General features: G+C 41.8%; 14 protein-coding genes and 1 riboswitch. All 14 genes read left to right on the top strand.

Annotated elements, in window-relative coordinates:
• The first annotated feature begins 349 nt into the window (after nucleotides 1-349).
• The 14 genes from J2Z37_RS24055 to pdaA all read left to right on the top strand — a co-directional run bounded on the left by J2Z37_RS24055 (nucleotide 350) and on the right by pdaA (nucleotide 18,448).
• Nucleotides 350-2,683, top strand: coding sequence for a xanthine dehydrogenase family protein molybdopterin-binding subunit (locus tag J2Z37_RS24055; protein ID WP_209812882.1), 2,334 nt, complete (start codon nucleotides 350-352; stop codon nucleotides 2,681-2,683).
• Nucleotides 2,670-3,509, top strand: a complete 840-nt coding sequence (locus J2Z37_RS24050) for an FAD binding domain-containing protein (RefSeq protein WP_209812881.1) — start codon at nucleotides 2,670-2,672, stop codon at nucleotides 3,507-3,509. Before J2Z37_RS24055 ends, J2Z37_RS24050 begins: the two co-directional genes overlap by 14 nt.
• Nucleotides 3,506-3,961, top strand: a complete 456-nt coding sequence (locus J2Z37_RS24045; RefSeq protein ID WP_209812880.1) for a (2Fe-2S)-binding protein — start codon at nucleotides 3,506-3,508, stop codon at nucleotides 3,959-3,961. Before J2Z37_RS24050 ends, J2Z37_RS24045 begins: the two co-directional genes overlap by 4 nt.
• 182 nt (nucleotides 3,962-4,143) lie before the next feature.
• A riboswitch (cyclic di-AMP (ydaO/yuaA leader) is annotated at nucleotides 4,144-4,293 on the top strand.
• 175 nt (nucleotides 4,294-4,468) lie between these two features.
• Entirely contained in the window at nucleotides 4,469-5,128 is a 660-nt protein-coding gene (locus J2Z37_RS24040; protein WP_209812879.1) for a potassium channel family protein, read from the top strand.
• A gap of 45 nt (nucleotides 5,129-5,173) precedes the next feature.
• Nucleotides 5,174-6,517: a TrkH family potassium uptake protein gene (locus J2Z37_RS24035; protein ID WP_209812878.1), complete on the top strand. Its 1,344-nt coding sequence runs from the start codon at nucleotides 5,174-5,176 to the stop codon at nucleotides 6,515-6,517.
• Nucleotides 6,518-6,972: 455 nt separating this feature from the next.
• Nucleotides 6,973-8,205: an MFS transporter gene (locus J2Z37_RS24030; protein WP_209812877.1), complete on the top strand. Its 1,233-nt coding sequence runs from the start codon at nucleotides 6,973-6,975 to the stop codon at nucleotides 8,203-8,205.
• 80 nt (nucleotides 8,206-8,285) lie between these two features.
• Nucleotides 8,286-9,038 (top strand): SDR family NAD(P)-dependent oxidoreductase, encoded by a 753-nt coding sequence (locus J2Z37_RS24025; protein ID WP_209812876.1) that lies wholly within the window; start codon nucleotides 8,286-8,288, stop codon nucleotides 9,036-9,038.
• 90 nt (nucleotides 9,039-9,128) lie between these two features.
• The gene (locus J2Z37_RS24020; RefSeq protein ID WP_209812875.1) at nucleotides 9,129-10,145 is read left to right on the top strand and encodes a GGDEF domain-containing protein; all 1,017 of its coding nucleotides are present in this window, start codon (nucleotides 9,129-9,131) and stop codon (nucleotides 10,143-10,145) included.
• Between the two features lie 431 nt (nucleotides 10,146-10,576).
• The gene (locus J2Z37_RS24015) at nucleotides 10,577-12,019 is read left to right on the top strand and encodes a SulP family inorganic anion transporter (protein WP_209812874.1); all 1,443 of its coding nucleotides are present in this window, start codon (nucleotides 10,577-10,579) and stop codon (nucleotides 12,017-12,019) included.
• A gap of 547 nt (nucleotides 12,020-12,566) precedes the next feature.
• On the top strand, nucleotides 12,567-14,063 hold the full coding sequence (locus J2Z37_RS24010) for an aldehyde dehydrogenase (RefSeq protein WP_245204228.1): 1,497 nt from the start codon (nucleotides 12,567-12,569) through the stop codon (nucleotides 14,061-14,063).
• 53 nt (nucleotides 14,064-14,116) lie between these two features.
• Nucleotides 14,117-15,229 (top strand): zinc-binding dehydrogenase, encoded by a 1,113-nt coding sequence (locus tag J2Z37_RS24005; RefSeq protein ID WP_209812873.1) that lies wholly within the window; start codon nucleotides 14,117-14,119, stop codon nucleotides 15,227-15,229.
• A 264-nt stretch (nucleotides 15,230-15,493) separates the two neighbouring features.
• On the top strand, nucleotides 15,494-16,453 hold the full coding sequence (locus J2Z37_RS24000) for an ABC transporter ATP-binding protein (protein ID WP_342453880.1): 960 nt from the start codon (nucleotides 15,494-15,496) through the stop codon (nucleotides 16,451-16,453).
• Entirely contained in the window at nucleotides 16,450-17,565 is a 1,116-nt protein-coding gene (locus tag J2Z37_RS23995; RefSeq protein WP_209812872.1) for an ABC transporter permease, read from the top strand. Before J2Z37_RS24000 ends, J2Z37_RS23995 begins: the two co-directional genes overlap by 4 nt.
• 142 nt (nucleotides 17,566-17,707) lie before the next feature.
• On the top strand, nucleotides 17,708-18,448 hold the full coding sequence (pdaA, locus tag J2Z37_RS23990) for a delta-lactam-biosynthetic de-N-acetylase (RefSeq protein WP_425340351.1): 741 nt from the start codon (nucleotides 17,708-17,710) through the stop codon (nucleotides 18,446-18,448).
• Nucleotides 18,449-18,573 lie beyond the last annotated feature (125 nt).

Below are 18,573 nucleotides of genomic sequence, written 5' to 3'. Positions count from 1 at the left end.
GTTCAATAACACGTGAAAAAGGCTTCCGAATATATGAAGGAAGCCTTTTTTTATTGTGTTAATGCAGCATTTCTGTAGTAACTAATATGAGAAAAGCTGTTATCATCTTTCTCATTCTGGGAAGCACCTCTGCTCTATAGAAGGCTAATGAGGTTCGATTAATGAAGTGAATTAAATAACTGAATTTGAAAATATTAACACTGATAAATAATTCGTAATGATCCTCTACGAATTTGAGCCAAATAAAAGGCAAATAAAAATTTTAATAATAAAATAAGATCTCTATTCGGATAGAGATGAATCAATGCCATTTTGGTTGTACATTTAAAATTTATCAAAGGAGATATGTATGGACGTAATAGGGAAAAGCATTCCTCGTATAGAGGCAGAGGATAAAGTAACGGGTCGAGCCAAATATACTGCGGATTTTTCCTCACCAGGAATGCTCCATGCAAAGTTACTAACTAGTCCACATGCTCATGCGCGGATCGTCAAAATTGACACCACGGAAGCAAAAAAAGCTCCAGGAGTCCGTGCCATCGTTACGGGGCAAGATATTCCGATTCGTGTGGGTCCTCATATTCAAGGAAGACCTCTTTTAGCGATAGAAAAAGTACGGCATCATGGAGAACCAGTGGCTCTTGTTGTCGCAGATTCAGAGTACCAAGCAAAGGCCGCTTGTAAAATGATAAAAGTAGAGTATGAAGCCATTCCAATGGTTTTATCTGCGGCTGATGCCTTGAAGGTCAATCCTTCTCTTGTTCATCCTAACCTTGCCTCATACAGCAAAGACAATAAGGTTCATCCAGAAATCAATACCAATGTCGCAAACCGTACTAAGATCAGAAAAGGATCCATGGAGGACGGTTGGAAACAAAGCGAGATTATCGTTGAGTCTTCCTTTTTCTTTCCACAATCCGATCATGCAGCAATGGAAACACGATGTGCCACTGCAGAGATTTTCCCGAATGGGGTAGTGGAGATCTTGACCGCCTCCCAAGCCCCATATGACGTAAAAAAATTGATTCACGATCATTTTTTTGTTCCATTAGAAAAAGTACACGTGAAAGTCCCACTTGTCGGTGGTGGATTTGGAGGGAAAGCGGCTGTTCAGCTTGAATTGCTGGCCTATATTGCATCAAGGGCGGTCAATGGGAAGAAGGTTAAATTGGCTAATAGCAGGGAAGAGGATTTTATGACTTCCCCTACTCATATCGGGTTGGATGCAAAAGTGAAAATGGGGGCCACAAAAACAGGACAAATTATGGCGGCTGAGATAACTTTTTATTTTATTGGCGGGGCTTATTCAGATGAAGGAGTGGATATCAGTAAGGCAGCTGCTTTAAATTGTACGGGACCCTATAAAATAGATAATGTGTGGTGCGACTCTTTATGCCTTTTTACTAACCACACCTACGCGACCTCCTTTCGTGGATATGCTCACATCGAATTGACCTTTCCCATTGAGCGAACGATCGATCTCATGGCTCAAAAGCTGCAGATGGACCCCATTGATTTTCGATTGAAAAATGTGATTAGGCCTGGAGATACAACGCCATCTTGTGCAGAATTGACGCAAAGCAATATCGGAGATGTATTCCAGTGCCTAAACAGGGCAAAAGCGCTAATACATTGGGAAGAAGGGCAAAAAACGGTTGTGGAAAATGAAAGAATAAAAGTAAAAGGGGTTTCTTGTTTTTGGAAAACATCCACTTCATCAACTAATGCATCATCAGGAGCCGTGATTACTTTTAATAAAGATGGAAGCATCAATTTGTCTTGTGGGGTCGTTGAAATCGGCCAAGGAACAAAAACGACTCTCGCTCAGATCTTGGCTCAAAGATTTAAGATGGATATGGGGAAGATTCATGTCATGATGGATGTGAATACGGAGGTCAACCCCGAACACTGGAAGACCGTTGCAAGTTCGTCTACCTATATGGTTGGGAATGCGGTACTTCGTGCGGCAGAGGATGCCATCCAGCAAATCTGTCGGCTTGCATCCAGCGTTTTACTTTGCAACCCGGAGGATATCGATGTGGCTGAAGGAAAAGCTTATTTAAAATCGAATCCAAAAAAATCCCTCTATCTGAAGGACCTTGTTCATGGGTACCAATATCAAAATGGAAATGCAATTGGGGGGCAAGTGATTGGACGAGGAAGCTTTATTATGAGACATCTCACCCATATCGATCCTTCAACTGGAAAGGGAATACCAGGTCCCTCCTGGACCGTAGGGGCACAAGCCGTTGAAGTGATCTTTGATCCCAAGACATATACCTATGAACTAAAGAAGGCTGTCTCTGTGATTGATTTAGGAAAAGTGTTAAATCTGATGGGGGCAACTGGACAGGTGATGGGAGGCATGTCGATGGGATTGGGCTTTGCTACAAGGGAAGGATTTACCTATAACGGGGAGGGTCAAGTCTTAGACACACAGTTTAGAACTTATAAGATGATGAGGTATGGGGAACAGCCTGAATATGTCGTGGAGTTTATAGAGACACCGCAAATCGACGGACCTTATGGGGCAAGAGGTGTCGGAGAGCATGGGACGATCGGCATAGCACCAGCTTTGGCTAACGCTCTTTCATTAGCAGTTGAGGTTCCTTTAAATAAACTTCCTTTAACGCCAGAGACGATTTGGCAAACAAAAAGGGGGGAATCAAATGATTCCTTATAACTTTGACTATGAAAAGCCTTCATCGTTTTCCGAGGCCATTTCCATCTATGAAAAATGGGAAGTAGATGGGAAAAACCCCATATACTATTGTGGCGGAACCGAAATCATTACCATGGCACGCATGGACCAGATCCAAACCAAAGGAGTAATTGATATCAAAGGGATGCCTGAATGTCTTGATTTTGGCTGGGAAAAGGATCAATTGGTTATAGGGGCTGCCATTCCATTAGCTAAGTTAGAAGAAGAGAAAGCTTTTCCTTTATTGAGCCGAGTTTGTAATCGCATCGCGGACCATACATCACGCTGTAAAATAACGATTGGCGGAAATATTACTGGAAAAATCAATTATCGGGAAGCGGTGTTGCCACTACTGGTTGCGGATGCTACATGTGTTATTGCTTCCAAAACGGGGATGAAACAAATCCCGATCCATGATGTGTTTGATGGGAAAGTACAAATTCAGCCTCCAGAATTTCTCTTGCAGGTGAGAGTGGAGCGCAAGATGACCACACTGCCTTACCTCAGTGAGAAAAGAACAAAAATAGATCGAATCGGCTATCCGGTTGTTTCTCTTGCAGCTATTCATGCAGAAGATGGGATACGAATCGCTTTTTCGGGACTATGCACCGATCCTTTTCGATCCTTAAGCGTAGAAGAGGAACTAAATAATCGATCGCAGAGCCTGGAATCCAAAGTTCAATCGGCCATCGAGAAGATTTCTGTCCCCATTTTGGATGATCACCATGCGTCATCAGCATACCGAAAGTTTATCTTAAGTAATCTTTTAGTTGACATAATAAAAGAATTTGATGAGGTCTCAGAATGAATCGACAAATACATTTGAATATAAATGGTGAAGAGAAGAGCGTCTATATCAGAAATGCGGACACTCTTTTAACCGCATTACGGGAGCAGTTGGGACTAACAGGAGCAAAACCCGGCTGTGAAAATGGAGATTGTGGGGCATGTACAGTGATAATTGAAGGAATGCCTCAAAAGTCCTGCATCATGCTAGCAGTAGAAGGAATAGGAAAACAAATTACCACAATAGAAGGACTGAATAATACGCCAATTCAACAGGCTTTTCTTGAAAAATGGGCGTTTCAATGCGGGTATTGTACTTCCGGTTTCATCATGAATTGTCATGCTTTAATGGAAAAACATCCGGATGCAGAGGATGTGGTCGTTGAGAATTGGTTACAGTCTAATATTTGCAGATGTACGAGTTACCAAGAGATCAAGGAGGCGATTCATTCTGTACTCTCCAAAAACAGCTAAAATGTAACTAGTAATGCATCATAGAATAGCTACTAAATGTTGAATTTCCAAGTATTGAGGAATCTGCGAAAGGAATAACAAGATAAGAATTCATGAAAGCGATTTATTGCATCGAGATGGTGTTTTTTATCCCTTTACAGATCTTATCAGAGGGGAGTATGATTCATCTAAATAATTAAATAGATCCTTATTCGCTTAATCCCTAACTGGGAGCGGGGGACCCAACCGTGGCGTTGAAACAGCCACATGGGGTGAATCTCGTTATTTGAGAGGGGCGACTCTTACCGCCCTAATCCGTCAGCTAACCTCGTAAGCGTTGAAAGAGAGGGTGTGAACTTGTGATCAATAAAATTTTCAAGGCCACAGGGTAACCGTACCTGTGGTTTTTTGTGTTCTCTTTTGATTGAAATATAATGACGAGCATGATTTTGGTTTAGGGAATGATATACATAGAAGTATTTGCCTGTATTGTTTCAAATTACCTCATCGTAAAGGGGAAGTAATACATTGTCCACAAAAACATTTGCAATCATAGGGATGGGACGCTTTGGTTCTAGCGTAGCTAAAGCGCTTTATGAAATGGGATATGATGTGATGGCAATAGACTCGAGTGAAGAACGGATTCAGGAACATATCCAATATGTAACTTATGCGGTTCAAGCGGATTCTACAGATGAAAAAGCCATGAAAGAACTTGGGATACGAAATTTTGATACGGTTGTCGTTGCCATTGGTGCTGATATTCATTCGAGTATCCTTACGACACTCATTCTTAGAGAGTTGGGCGTAAAGAATATTACGGTTAAGGCACAAAACGAACGTCATGGAAAGGTGCTTTATAAAGTGGGTGCAGATAAAGTAGTCTTTCCCGAAAGGGATATGGGGAACCGAGTCGCACATAACCTTGTTTCACCCAATGTATTGGATTTCATAGAACTAGCCGAAGATTATAGTGTTGTTGAAATTGTGGCTGGAGATAGAATGGATGGAAAATCACTTGCGGAATTAAACATTCGTGCTAAGTTTGGTTTTAATGTAATTGCAATCAAAAGGGGAGCAGAAATAAACATAGCCCCCAGGGCGGAAGATACGATTCTGACCGATGACATCCTTGTTGTTGTTGGAGAGAATAGCGATTTAAAGCGTTTTGAGAGAGAGATCGTGTAGATTAATAAACTTCCAGACATTGTGTAAAAATGAGGGTTGTTTCATATGCCAATTAGAAAAAAACATATTCGTTTTATTGAACTTGATCCTGCACGAATTCTTCTCTTGGGATTCGGATTGTTGATCCTTATCGGTACTATCTTATTTATGTTACCTATATCTACAACCCATGGTCATGGATTAGGATTTATCGATGCGCTGTTCGAAGCGACGTCCGCAGTTTGCGTAACAGGATTAGCTGTTGTGGATACAGGAACTACATTTACCTTATTTGGACAAATCGTACTGCTGATCCTCGTTCAGGTGGGAGGATGGGGGTTTATGACGACAGGTGTATTTATGGTCATTTTGTTGGGGAAAAGGATTGGATTGAAGGAGCGCTTAGTTCTTCAAAGTGCATTAAATCAATTTGCATTGCAGGGTGTCGTGAAACTTGTATTAAGGATTATTACGATCACAGTCCTAATTGAATTGATTGGAGCAATCATCCTGGCTATACGGTGGTCAAATGAAATGCCGATAGGAAAAGCCATCTATTACGGTGTTTTTCATTCTGTTTCAGGCTTTAACAATGCTGGATTCGGATTAGAGCCAGATAGCCTAACCAAATGGGTGGGGGACCCAACTGTAAATATAGTCATAACTCTCTTGTTTATCTCCGGTGGTCTTGGATTTACAGTGATCATGGATTTATGGGTAAAAAGATCTTTTCGAAAATTGTCTCTTCACTCGAAAATCGTGTTGTCAATAACACTAATTTTGAATGTAATAGCAACCATTGTTATATTTGTCTTAGAGTTTAAGAATACAGCTACCATCGCTAATATGTCTTTGGGGGATAAGCTTTGGGCATCGTATTTTCAAGGAGTCGTTCCAAGAACGGCAGGGTTTAATACCCTAGATATTAGCCAAATGACTCTACCCTCTCATATTTTTATGATGGGACTGATGTTTATTGGTGCTTCCTCCGCTTCAACAGGAGGAGGGATTAAGATCACAACCTTTTCCCTTATTCTCCTTGCATTATGGTCAGTTCTTACCAATAAGGATGAAGTGAACATCCTGAAGAGGAGGATTTCCTGGGATTTAGTTAATAAGGCATTAGCTATTGCAGTTACAGGGAGTCTATTTATATTCCTCATTGTTTTCCTGCTTTCTATTACAGAACAAGCAGACATCAAGCAGATCCTGTTTGAAACTATTTCTGCTTTCGGTACTGTAGGGCTATCAGCTGGCCTGACAGGGGATCTTTCACCTATTGGTAGAGTTCTCATCGTAATTATGATGTTTATCGGAAGGGTAGGGCCATTAACTATGGCCTTTGCCCTCCTAAATCGTCGTGACCAAAGTAAAGTTAGATATGTTGAAGAAAAAATTTTAATCGGGTAAGGGATTAATTTTTTGAAGAAGGGAAGATCCCAAAAGATGGATAAAAACTACCTAGTGGGCTCATTCTTCTAAAATACTCCGTCGATAACGAACCAATTTCCGAAGTTCTCCTTGACGTGAAGAATCCAGTCTGCATTAAGCTGTGAATCGGTACGGAATGATACTTAAGACCCATCAAATTATTGGTGGGTCTTTCATTTTACCCAAAATCAACAACAAACTTTAACAGAGCTTATTAATAAAAATATTTAATTAGTCATTGTGATCCCAAAAAATGTTAAAAAATTTCTAATTTAAGAGGGTTTAGAGGGATTTCTCAGCGTGATCGTCGAATGAAACAAAGAATGGAATCTAAAAAATACAAGGGTGTGATCGTCAAAGTCTTACTAAAACCGAGGAACCATTAGAAAAGCTCTGTGAAAAGTGAATGATACAGGTAGAAAAGGAGTTACTTAATGAATAAGACACCCTGGCGAATGTTGTTTTGGCTTTTAGTTACTCAATTGATGGTTGCCTTTGTCGGGCGATGCATTGGTCCACTTGCTCCTTTTATGGAGGAAAGCTTTGATCTAACGAAGGCTCAGGTTGGCCTTCTGCCAGCCGCCTTATTTGTGGGCCAATCCATCGTGAGTATTTTGGCGGGATGGTATGCTGATGTACTCGGGACAAGGAAAATGCTGCTGATTCTGAGCGGTGTATTATGTTTAGGGTATTTGGTCGCTTGTCTATCTCCCTGGTATTTTTTATCGCTGTTCTTTATATTCATTGGGGGGCTTGGCTATGGTGCCATGCATCCGACATCAAGTCGCGGAATCATCTATTGGTTTCCCTCTCATGTGGCAGGAACGGCAATGGGGATTAAGCAAATGGGGGTTACAGGTGGCTCGGCGCTTGCAGCTTTACTTCTTATTCCTTTATCTTTGAATATCGGTTGGCGTCCGGCTATAGGCAGTGCCGTTTTATTATTAGCTGTGATTGCGGGGCTGTCCTTCCTGTTTTATCGGGATGCCCCCGATGAGGCGGAAACCGCCAAAGTTAAGCCTAATCTTAAAGAAACACTTAAGCCATTGCTGAAGCATAAGCCTTTTCTCATCATTAGTTTTGCTGCTATGGGTCTTTCCGGTGCACAACTCTCGGTATCGACGTACATGGTGATTTATGCCTCCCAATCGCTTCATTATTCCTTGGTAATAGCGGGATCCTTTTTGGCTTTGTACGAAATAGGAGGGTCTGTAGGAAGAATTGGCTGGGGCATCATTAGTGACCGCATATTTTCAGGCAAGCGGGTTCCCGTTTTAATCGCCATAGCCATGATCACTGCCATCACGAGTATCATTCTTTCCGTATTGCCGGAAACGCCAAGCAAATGGTTTCTTATCCTAATTATCTTTCTAATGGGATTCTGTGTTGCCGGGTTTAACGGGATTTGGATGAATTTTGCCGCAGAATCTGTGGAGAAAAGATACTCGGGCCTGGCCAGTGGTTTAAGTTTAGGCATTGGTTCATTAGGAGTGGTAATCGGCCCTCCGCTTTTCGGAGCGATGGTTGACTGGACGGGGACATTTTCCATGTCCTGGTTGTTCATTTTTATGGAGATGTTAGTTGTTATACCTTGTCTGTGGTGGGCAGGTCGAAAAGAAAAGGAGTATAAAAAACAGCCTTCCTATGAAAGGGTTGAAACCTTGTGAAGCGGTATAACGCTAATCCAATCCTAATGGAAATATGACGAAATATTATAACGAATAAAACAGTTTGAAGAGGTGAGAGTGTGCAGGATTTGCAAGGGAAGGTAGTTCTTATTACGGGAGCCAGTTCTGGAATTGGACGGGCAACAGCAGAATTAATGGCTACTAAGGGTGCGCAGGTGGTGATCAACTACAACTCGAACGAAAAGGGAGCGACAGAAACAGTTCAAGCCATCCGAGAACAGGGTGGCGATTGTATAGCAATCCACGCAGATGTAACAAAGAAAGAGCAAGTTGAAGCAATGGTTCAAGAGGCAGTTTCCGTTTATGGAGCCGTTCATGTGCTAGTCAATAATGCTGGTGGCGGCGTTAAACAAAGCACATTTATGGATATGACTGAGGAATTATGGGATGAAACCTATGCGTTGAATGTAAAAAGCGTCTTGCTTTGTTCACAAGCCATCTTGAAAGATATGCTACCAAGAAAAAGCGGCAAAATCATCAATCTCTCTTCGGCGGCAGCTCGTATTGGAGGTGCGGGAGAAAGTATGCATTATGCCTCGACAAAAGGTGCTGTAAACACCATGACAATAGGGATGTCGAGAGAGTTTGTTGAACACGGGATTATTGTAAATGGAGTCGCCCCCGGAATGGTTGAAACACCATTCCATGACAAGTTTGCTCCTGGTGACAACCGCCTTGAACGATTAGTAGCCTCTGTTCCAATGAAACGTGCAGCTACCCCTCTGGAAATAGCAGAGGTCATCTGCTTCCTTGCATCAGATGCATCTAATTATATAGTAGGAGAAACCATTACTGTTAGCGGTGGCAGATGAGAATCTGCCACCAAAATTTACACGATAAATGATAACATTTAAAATATAAATACACAGAAAATAGGGAGGTTGCAAACATGGGGGAATTGTATGGATTCTACAGAGAATAACAAGTATGTAAGACTCAAACGCAAAATTTATCTTATCATCTTCCCATTACTTTTTATTACAAATGCGTCATATTGGTTATTTTCACCTTTTGTTGATCATTTTATGGGATTAGCTCTGCCTTTTTTGTGCTTATTCTTTGCGATCGTTTGGGTGCTCATCTACTATAATCGTTTGATGCGTACCTGTGAGATTATTAGTTTGGTTGTCTTTGGGGTTTACCACCTGTTTAGAGTATATTATTTGACTGCTCAACTTGAAGAAGGAATTATTAATGTTTATGTGTTATGGTCTCCTATTTACTTTGTTTATATCTTTATGGTTCTTGAAAGGAAAAAAGCACTAGCATATTCCCTTTTGATTTTATTAATCACTATAGTAATGGGAATCCCTCATTTACATAATCCAAGAGCCAATGACACGCTCATTCAATTTTATATTAGTACCGTTTTATATACCTTAATCCTATTTTATTTTCAGCGAATTGTTTCTGCATATATAGAATCAGATATGCTAAGGAAAAATGCTTATTATGATTCTTTAACCGATATTGGAAATCGGAGGGCGGTAGACACTTGGATAGAAAATGAGATTAAACGATGTAATGAAAGTAGTAGTGTTTTTTCTATAATTTATTTTGATATTGACCATTTTAAGAGAATTAACGATGAATACGGTCACGATGTTGGAGACTATGTACTTAAAGAGTTTTCTTCCTTAGTGAAAAGTTATATTCGATCAAGCGACTTCTTTGGGCGTTGGGGAGGGGAGGAGTTTATCATCTTAACCAACCGGTCTTTAACGGAATCCATACAGTTTTCAGAAAGACTTCGGATAATCATTGAAAATCATTCTTTTCGTTATGTTGACCATGTAACTGCCAGTTTTGGAGTTTCTTATTTTCAGCCAAACGATGTTCCTAAGACCATAGTTAAGCGAGCCGATCAGGCTCTATATAGTGCTAAAAATAATGGGAGAAATAGAGTAATAACCGTCTAATTGCAACTGTATAAATGCCTGGGAGATAACTGTTAAAGGGTTTCTCTCAGGCTTTTTGCTTTTGATAATTGAGGATTGAAAGGGGGGATTTTTGGGTATTCTTCATTTTTAAATCCCCTTTGAAAATCATACTTATATTTTAACATTCATTTATTTTTTTCGTTTAAAATAACCATAATTAACAACAATAATCCTGGCTGCTTATTAAGTGATGCTGGATTCCTGGAAATGAAAGAAAAACTCTGAAAATGTGAGCAAAATAAAGAATTTAGCATTGAACACTTAGTAAAAGTGCTTACATGGAATGATGTTGGGGTTGGGCAGATTCAATAGTTTGCTGTATAATTCACAATTAGGTACAACGGCTCTGACTTTTCTGAGAGAGGAAAGTCAATAAATTTAACTGAATAGGAAGAGAAAGAGGTTGATTTATGAGCTTTAAATTAGAGTGGTTTTCCAACATTCGAGGTGACGTACTGGCGGGAATGACCGTAGCGTTAGCCTTGATTCCGGAGGCTATTGCCTTTTCCATCATTGCAGGAGTAGACCCTATGGTGGGGTTATATGCATCATTCTGTATGGCAGTTGTGATTGCTTTCGTTGGTGGGCGTCCGGGAATGATTTCAGCAGCAACAGGTGCAATGGCGCTACTCATGGTCGACCTTGTAAAAGAGCATGGTATAGAGTATTTATTTGCGGCTACGTTGCTAACAGGTATTTTACAATTCGTCTTTGGGATGTTGAAAATAGGAAGATTTATTACCTTTGTTCCGCATTCTGTCATTCTAGGATTTGTCAATGCATTGGCTATCCTGATTTTTATGGCTCAGTTACCTCACTTCGTGGGTGAATCATGGCAAATGTATGCAATGGTAGCAGCGACGTTGGCTATTATATATATCTTACCTCGATTTACAAAGGCTGTCCCATCTCCACTGATCGCAATTATTATCATGACAGCCGTATCGATTTATGCGGGAATTGGTGTTCGAACTGTAGGGGATATGGGAGATATAACTCGAGCGTTACCAGTGTTTCACATGGCAAACGTTGAGCTATCCCTAGAAACCTTGCTCATTATTCTTCCTTACTCCTTACCCTTATCCATTGTAGGGATCTTAGAATCTCTGTTAACAGCTACCATTGTTGATGAGATGACTGAAACAAAAAGTTCTAAGAATAAAGAGGTAAAAGGTCAAGGAATTGCAAACATTGTGACTGGATTTTTCGGTGGCATGGCGGGTTGTGCAATGATTGGTCAATCTGTGATTAACGTTAAATCTGGTGGGCGAGGACGTTTATCTGCATTTGTTGCAGGGGTTTTTCTTCTTTTCTTAATCTTGGTCCTTGGTGACATTGTAAAACAAATTCCTATGGCAGCATTAGTTGGGGTTATGATCATGGTTTCCATTGGAACTTTCGACTGGAAATCATTCATCACATTACCGAAAACGCCACGTGCAGATGCCTTCGTAATGGTAGTAACGGTTGCCATTGTGGTGGCTACACATGACCTTTCAAAAGGCGTCATTGCAGGAGTTATTCTTAGTGCGTTAATTTTTGGATGGAGAATGGCTCGCATTAAGACCTCTACAGCGATTGAGAATGGTGCTAAATTCTATAAAGTATCTGGTCAAATGTTCTTTGGAACGATGAGTCACTTTGTAGATGAGTTCAATTACAATGAAGACCCTGAACGCATTGTTATTGATTTCAGCAACTCCCATGTATGGGACCATTCGGCTGTAACAGCCATCGCTAAAGTAATTTATAAATATCAAAGGCTTAATAAACAGGTAGATATTATCGGATTAAATGAAGAGAGTCAGATGTTGATCAACAAAGTAGGCTTATCTGCTCCTTCGGGGCACTAATTAAAAAACGAGCTTGTTTGTACCCAAGACAGCACGAGGCAGTCTAACTGTCTCGTGTTTCTTATTAATCAAGGCTACTATTTACTATTAAAGAAAGAAATTCTAAACAACGCAAGTAGATGATGGAAAGGTTTAAATACAAGATGATTATTCTTCTCAATGAATTGTTTGATATCCTCTTTCGTTGCTTCTCGTTCACTCTCCCATGATTCTATGGCTCTTCTACGGTATTGAGATTCAAAAATCACAAATATCCCTCCCAAATAGCCAAGATGGAAACGCTTACTTTCATTATAAATCTTAAACATGTCGTTTTCAAACTAAACTTATTAGAATATTTTGTTATTTTCGGTCTGCTTCATAATCATCACTGGACAGTTCGCTCTTTTTACCAATAGGTTACCGGGAGAAACCCCTCTTTTTTTCTTATCTTGCAGAAGGAAATAACAGAATTTTGTAGAAATTATTATTTGTTGTTCTTTTTAAAAACTAAATTGTAGTCATTCAATCAATTTAGAAACAAAGAAATTCCAAAGGAGAGGGATAAATGGGACAAGCAGATTTGAAACGTTACCAAATGTATATTGGCGGGGAATTTGTGGATGCAACGGATCAATCCTACATAGAAACCATCAATCCATACACAGGGGAAACATGGGCGTTGATTCCTCAAGGGAATGAAACGGATGTTGACCAAGCTTTTAGTGCCGCCCGAAAATGTTATGAATCTCCAGAATGGAGGTCCCTCACTCCGACCAAACGTGGGAAACTATTGCGAAAACTAGCAGTGACTATAGAACAAAATGCAGAGTATCTAGCTAAAATTGAAACACAGGATAATGGGAAGTTGTTTAAAGAAATGTATACACAGTTAAAATCTATTCCAGCCTGGTTTGAATATTTTGCTGGCTTGGCAGATAAGGTAGAAGGCACGGTCATTCCATTGGATCGTCAGAGTGTGTTGAACTATACATTGCGGGAACCGCTAGGTGTAGTTGCGTGTATTACACCTTGGAATTCACCACTTCTGCTTGCTACATGGAAACTGGCGCCGGCCATCGCTGCGGGCAATACGGTTGTTCTTAAGCCTTCAGAATACACATCAGCATCGACCTTGGAATTTGCAAAAATATTTGATGAGGTTGGTTTTCCTAAAGGGACGCTTAATGTTGTGACAGGTTATGGACATACGGTAGGGGATCTCCTTTCCAAACATCCATTGGCGAATAAGGTAGCCTTCACCGGCGGGGGAGAAACAGGGCGAAAAGTCGCGATGAATGCTGTTTCGCATTTCGCTAAGGTCTCCTTGGAGTTGGGTGGAAAAAGCCCCAATATTGTTTTTGCAGACGCTGATCTGGTTGCTGCCGAATCTGGAGTGATTGCCGGAATTTTTGCTGCAAGTGGACAGACTTGTGTTGCTGGATCCCGCCTTTTTGTTGAACGATCCATTGCCGATGAATTTATCCATAAACTTGTAAATCGAGCAAAGGAAATTAAATTAGGAGACCCCACTCTTCCAGATACGCAAATGGGACCTGCAGCGACGGCTGCACAACTGCGTAAAATTGAAGAGTATGTAGATATCGCTCGAAGCGAAGGAGCAAGAGTCCGGGTGGGAGGTGAACGCCCAACGGATCCCGAGTTGTCTAAAGGATTATTTTACAAACCTACCATTCTGACGGATGTCCATAATTCGATGCGGATTTGTCAGGAAGAGGTTTTTGGTCCAGTACTAAGCGTGATCCCTTTTGATAGTGAAGAAGAGGTCATCAAAATGGCTAACGACACCCAGTATGGGCTTGGGGCAGGCATTTGGACCAATAATTTGAAGAGAGCCCATCGAATGGCTCGTTCCATTGAAAGCGGGATCGTTTGGGTGAATACCTACCGGGCAACGGCTTTTAACTCGCCTTTTGGGGGATATAAAAGCAGCGGGATCGGCCGTGAGAGTGGTTTAGAGGCAATCTATGATTTCATGCAAACCAAAAGTGTGTGGATCGAACTATCTGACGAAATAAGTGACCCATTCTCCATTCGCACTTAAAAATATGCAACGTAAAGAAGGAATAAGCCTTTTATTTGAAAGGAGTTTTTTTATTGGATTATCCCAGAAGTTGTTATGCTGCCGTTGTTCGTGAATTTGGGAAGGAAATTGAGATCGAGGAAGTCCCTATCCCCCAGGAATTAGAAGACAGGGCGTTATTGGTGAAAATTGAATGTGCGTCGATTTGTGGGACGGATGTACATTTATGGGAGGGATCCCTCTCTATCAAAGTGGATCTGCCAGTTATCCTCGGACATGAAATGGTAGGCAGAGTCGTAGCGATGGGCCGGCATGCAGACGTAGATTCCGTCGGACAAAGCTTGAAAATTGGCGATCGCGTTATTTGGTCACATACGAATTGTGGATCCTGTTATTACTGTACGGTAGAAAAGCAACCCACCCTGTGTGTAAACCGAAAGGGATATATGTATGAAACCATGGAAAAACCTCCTTATCTAATGGGAGGATTTGCCCAGTATGGGTATGTCGTGCCGGAGTCAGGCAGAATTCGTATCCCTGATCGGATCGATGAAAGATTGGCCAGCTTAAGCAGCTGTGCTTTTCGTTCTGTGATCAGTGCGATGGACCAAACTGGCCCGATCCGAAATACGGACACCGTTTTGATTCAAGGAACTGGACCTTTGGGATTATTGGCCATTGGGGTCGCTAAAATTTCAGGTGCTAAAAATATTATCGCCATTGGTGCCCCTGATCTACGGCTTGATATGGCGAAAGAATTTGGGGCCGACCAGGTCATCTCGATTGAAAAAACCGGATATAAGGAGCGGATGGAGCGGATCAAGGATGCAACAAATGGTCGCGGTCCCGATGTTGTCTTTGAGTTCTCCGGAAATGTCAAAGCCTTTGCCGAAGGACTTGATTTGATTGCACCGGGTGGCCGTTATATGGTTGTTGGTCAATTGGGTGACGATACAGTGCAAATTCCTCCTTCCATGATTACCAAGAAAAACCTGAGGGTGATGGGTTCTTTCTCGGGAGACATTAGTCACTATTGGAAAGCCATTCAATTTATCGAAAAGCACCAACATGATTTACCGTTCCATAAATTGATCTCTAATGAATATTCGCTAAAGGATATCAATACAGCGTTAAAACGGATGCAATCTTTTCAGGAGATTAAGCCTGTTCTTTATCCTTGGAAGTAATAAGGTGGACTGTGGGTCCGGGCAACCGGGTCCACGATCCATTCATTCAAGAATTCTTTTAGGTTAAGCGTCAATCTCCCCTTATTTTCCCTGAAATAACCCCCGTTTTTTAATAGGGGAAGTTTCTATCTTTATATGTGCCCCTTTTCAAGCATTTACAGTTACCCGCCCATAATCAATAGCCCATCAACCACTTTTCCGCTATAATCTTGACTATATCAATTACCCATATTCCATATATTAAAAAGGATTGGAGAAGATGGTGTGAACGACAAAATAAATGAAGGAACGCCTATCATCCAAGTGGATGGCTTGATCAAGCGATACGGGGATTTTACAGCGGTAAATGGGATTCAATTTGAAGTGAGACAAGGAGAAGTTTTTGGCTTACTTGGCCCAAATGGGGCAGGAAAGACCACGACGATGGAATTAATTGAGGGACTGCGTAAACCGGATGGTGGCACAGCAAAGGTGGCAGGCTTTGATACCCAAACTGAACTGGCTCAAGTGAAGCAAATCATTGGGGTGCAGCTGCAGTCGACTTCGCTTTTTGAACTGCTAAAAGTAAGAGAGATTATGACAATGTATGCCAGTTTTTATAATAATCCCTTGTCGGTCACCGACTTACTGGAGGACATGATCCTAACCGATAAAGCGGATTCGCGAGTGAAGGGCTTGTCCGGAGGACAGAAACAACGGCTGGCGATTGCTCTTGCTTTGCTCAATGATCCCAAAGTGGTTTTCCTGGATGAACCAACGACCGGGCTTGACCCGCAAGCACGACGCACCTTGTGGGATATTATTTTACGATTGAAGCAACAGGGGAAGACGATTGTTTTGTCCACGCACTATATGGATGAGGCGCATGCCCTTTGTGACCGGATTTGTTTGATCGATCAAGGAAAAGTGATTGCACTCGATACCCCAGAAAATCTGGTTCGCAGTCTGCAATCTGAAAGTGCCATCGAATTCCGTTTACAGGGGACGGAGGTTTTTACGGAGCAGGGGTTTCTACAGGAATTACAACAGTTAAACGATGTAAAGCAAGCGGATTCCAGGCAGGAAGTTTACATTTTATATACGGATCACCTGCAAAGTACACTATTGGATTTCGTAAGATTCACGGAAGAGAAGAAGCTCCTCTTTTCCGATTTGCAAACCCGGTCAGCGACACTAGAGGATGTATTTTTGCAAATGACAGGAAGGAGGCTGCGTGAAAAATGAGTGGTTATTTCCAATTAGTATTGGCTCAACTTCGGATTTTCTTTCGTAACCGGTCTGTTATTTTCTTCACTCTGCTTTTTCCTGTGGTGCTGATGATTGCTTTGGGATCCTTTCTTGGAAATGGGGGAGGGGTTAGTCTTTCTGCCACTTTGATCGATCAGGATCAAACCCCAGCCTCCAGGGATTTGATTGGGTCATTAGAAAAGCAGCAAGTTGTGTCCTTTTCTGTGGGTACCGATGAAACCAAAGCAATGGATGACCTAAAACAAGGTGATGTGCAGTTTGTCGTGGTGATCCCCGTGGGATATGGCAAGGATATTACGGAGATCGAACAAACCGGATCACTATCTGGCAGAAACAGCACACAAGTTCAAGTTTTCTATGATGAAACCAATCTAACAGCCACACAAATTGGACTTTCTGTGTTAAATCAGACTGTGGATCAAGTAAGCAAGGGTCTTACTCATTACAATCAATGGGTGACTATTCAGGAGCGGGGCATACAAGCTGTGAATTTAAAATACATCGATTTTCTTGTCCCTGGGATTGTAGCCATGATGATTATGTCCAATAACTTAAATGGTGTAGCCGCACAAATAGCCGCCTGGAGGGAAAGGGGAATTTTGCGCCGCATGCAAAGCACTCCTTTGCGCGCCTCGACCTTTATTGCCGCACAAATCACGGCCCGGCTAATCCTCAATGGCTTTCAAGCGATGATCGTGATTCTGATCGGCAGTCTGTTCTTCGGTACACAAGTGAACGGCTCGTGGTTCTTGTTGGTCTGTTTTGTGATATTAGGCACCTTAACCTTTATGTCCATCGGATTTATTATTGCGGCCCTTGCGAAAACACCTGAAAGTGCATCACCGATTGCAGGGTTCATTTCCTTCCCGATGCTATTCTTAGGAGGGATCTTCTTTCCAATTAAAAATATGCCCGATTGGCTGCAGCCGGTTGTTCAATTAATTCCCATAACACATCTCTCAACTGCTTTACGGGAAGTAATGAATATCGGGGCAGATCTATCTGTCTTGTGGCCGGAAGCCTTGCTGCTTGGAGGGTGGATGGTGGTCGCTTTTGCTGCGGCAAGTTATTCGTTTAAATGGGAGTAGTTTGGTTTATTTTGTCATAGATGGTTCAACTCTATCCGGGAACATTAAGTAGAGAGCGTGCACTTGAATTTCCAAGGAGTGAACCTTTATGATGAAACATCGTGGTATTTTTACCATTGTCGTCGTCTTTTTGTGTTTGTTTATGTTGCAGCCTGCCTATTTAGCCTCATCAGCGGAGTCTAATCATGCTTTTCATTTTGGCTTTAAGAAAAGCAAAAATGGCGGACTTGCCTCAATTAATGAAGAGGGTTTTAAAGAAATTTTGCAAAAGCACGGGGCGATCTTTTTAGGGGATACCACTCAAAAAGAATTGTATTTAACTTTTGACAACGGATATGAAAATGGCCATACCTCAAAGATTTTGGATGTATTGAAAGAAAAGAAGGTACCCGCGACCTTTTTTGTCACCGGGCATTATATTAAAGATCAACCCGACTTGCTCAAACGTATGGTGGCAGAGGGACATATCATTGGGAACCACTCATGGAGTCACCCGGATATCACCACCGTTTCCAACGATAAAATGAGTCAAGAATTAAACCGGGTAAGAGATGAAGTCACGGCATTGACCGGGCAAATGGAGATGTTATACTTGCGTACGCCGCGGGGGATTTTCAGTGAAAGAACGCTGGCTAAAAGTAAAGAACTAGGTTATACCAACGTGTTCTGGTCCATCGCCTATAAAGATTGGGACCCGAAAAACCATAAAGGGTGGCGTTATGCTTACGATAATGTCATGGGACAACTGCATCCTGGTGCCGTGATTTTGCTTCATGCTGTTTCCAAGGATAATGCGGATGCCCTTGGTCAGATCATTGATGCGGCTAGACAGCAGGGGTATGAATTTAAAAGTTTGGATCAGATGAAAAAGAAAAGTTATTAATGGAGGAGGGTAAGCCGGGTATGGCTTGCCTTTTTGTGCGCTTGGCAGCGCACTATACTTATCGGGTTCAAGTCCCGTGTGCACCGACGGCCGGAAGCGCTAGCAGACAGACAGTGCGTCACCGT

Source organism: Ammoniphilus resinae, assembly GCF_017873965.1.
GTDB lineage: Bacteria > Bacillota > Bacilli > Aneurinibacillales > RAOX-1 > Ammoniphilus_A > Ammoniphilus_A resinae.
The sequence above is the reverse complement of the archived record's forward strand: the minus strand, read 5'-3'. Positions and strand labels throughout refer to the sequence as shown.

Excerpts from the sequence above, each read along its gene's own strand:
- J2Z37_RS24055 (WP_209812882.1), top strand. The coding sequence starts at position 350 with ATGGACGTAATAGGGAAAAGCATTCCTCGTATAGAGGCAGAGGATAAA.
- J2Z37_RS24050 (WP_209812881.1), top strand. The coding sequence starts at position 2,670 with ATGATTCCTTATAACTTTGACTATGAAAAGCCTTCATCGTTTTCCGAG.
- J2Z37_RS24045 (WP_209812880.1), top strand. The coding sequence starts at position 3,506 with ATGAATCGACAAATACATTTGAATATAAATGGTGAAGAGAAGAGCGTC.
- J2Z37_RS24035 (WP_209812878.1), top strand. The coding sequence starts at position 5,174 with ATGCCAATTAGAAAAAAACATATTCGTTTTATTGAACTTGATCCTGCA.
- J2Z37_RS24030 (WP_209812877.1), top strand. The coding sequence starts at position 6,973 with ATGAATAAGACACCCTGGCGAATGTTGTTTTGGCTTTTAGTTACTCAA.
- J2Z37_RS24020 (WP_209812875.1), top strand. The coding sequence starts at position 9,129 with ATGGATTCTACAGAGAATAACAAGTATGTAAGACTCAAACGCAAAATT.
- J2Z37_RS24015 (WP_209812874.1), top strand. The coding sequence starts at position 10,577 with ATGAGCTTTAAATTAGAGTGGTTTTCCAACATTCGAGGTGACGTACTG.
- J2Z37_RS24010 (WP_245204228.1), top strand. The coding sequence starts at position 12,567 with ATGGGACAAGCAGATTTGAAACGTTACCAAATGTATATTGGCGGGGAA.
- J2Z37_RS23995 (WP_209812872.1), top strand. The coding sequence starts at position 16,450 with ATGAGTGGTTATTTCCAATTAGTATTGGCTCAACTTCGGATTTTCTTT.
- pdaA (WP_425340351.1), top strand. The coding sequence starts at position 17,708 with ATGTTGCAGCCTGCCTATTTAGCCTCATCAGCGGAGTCTAATCATGCT.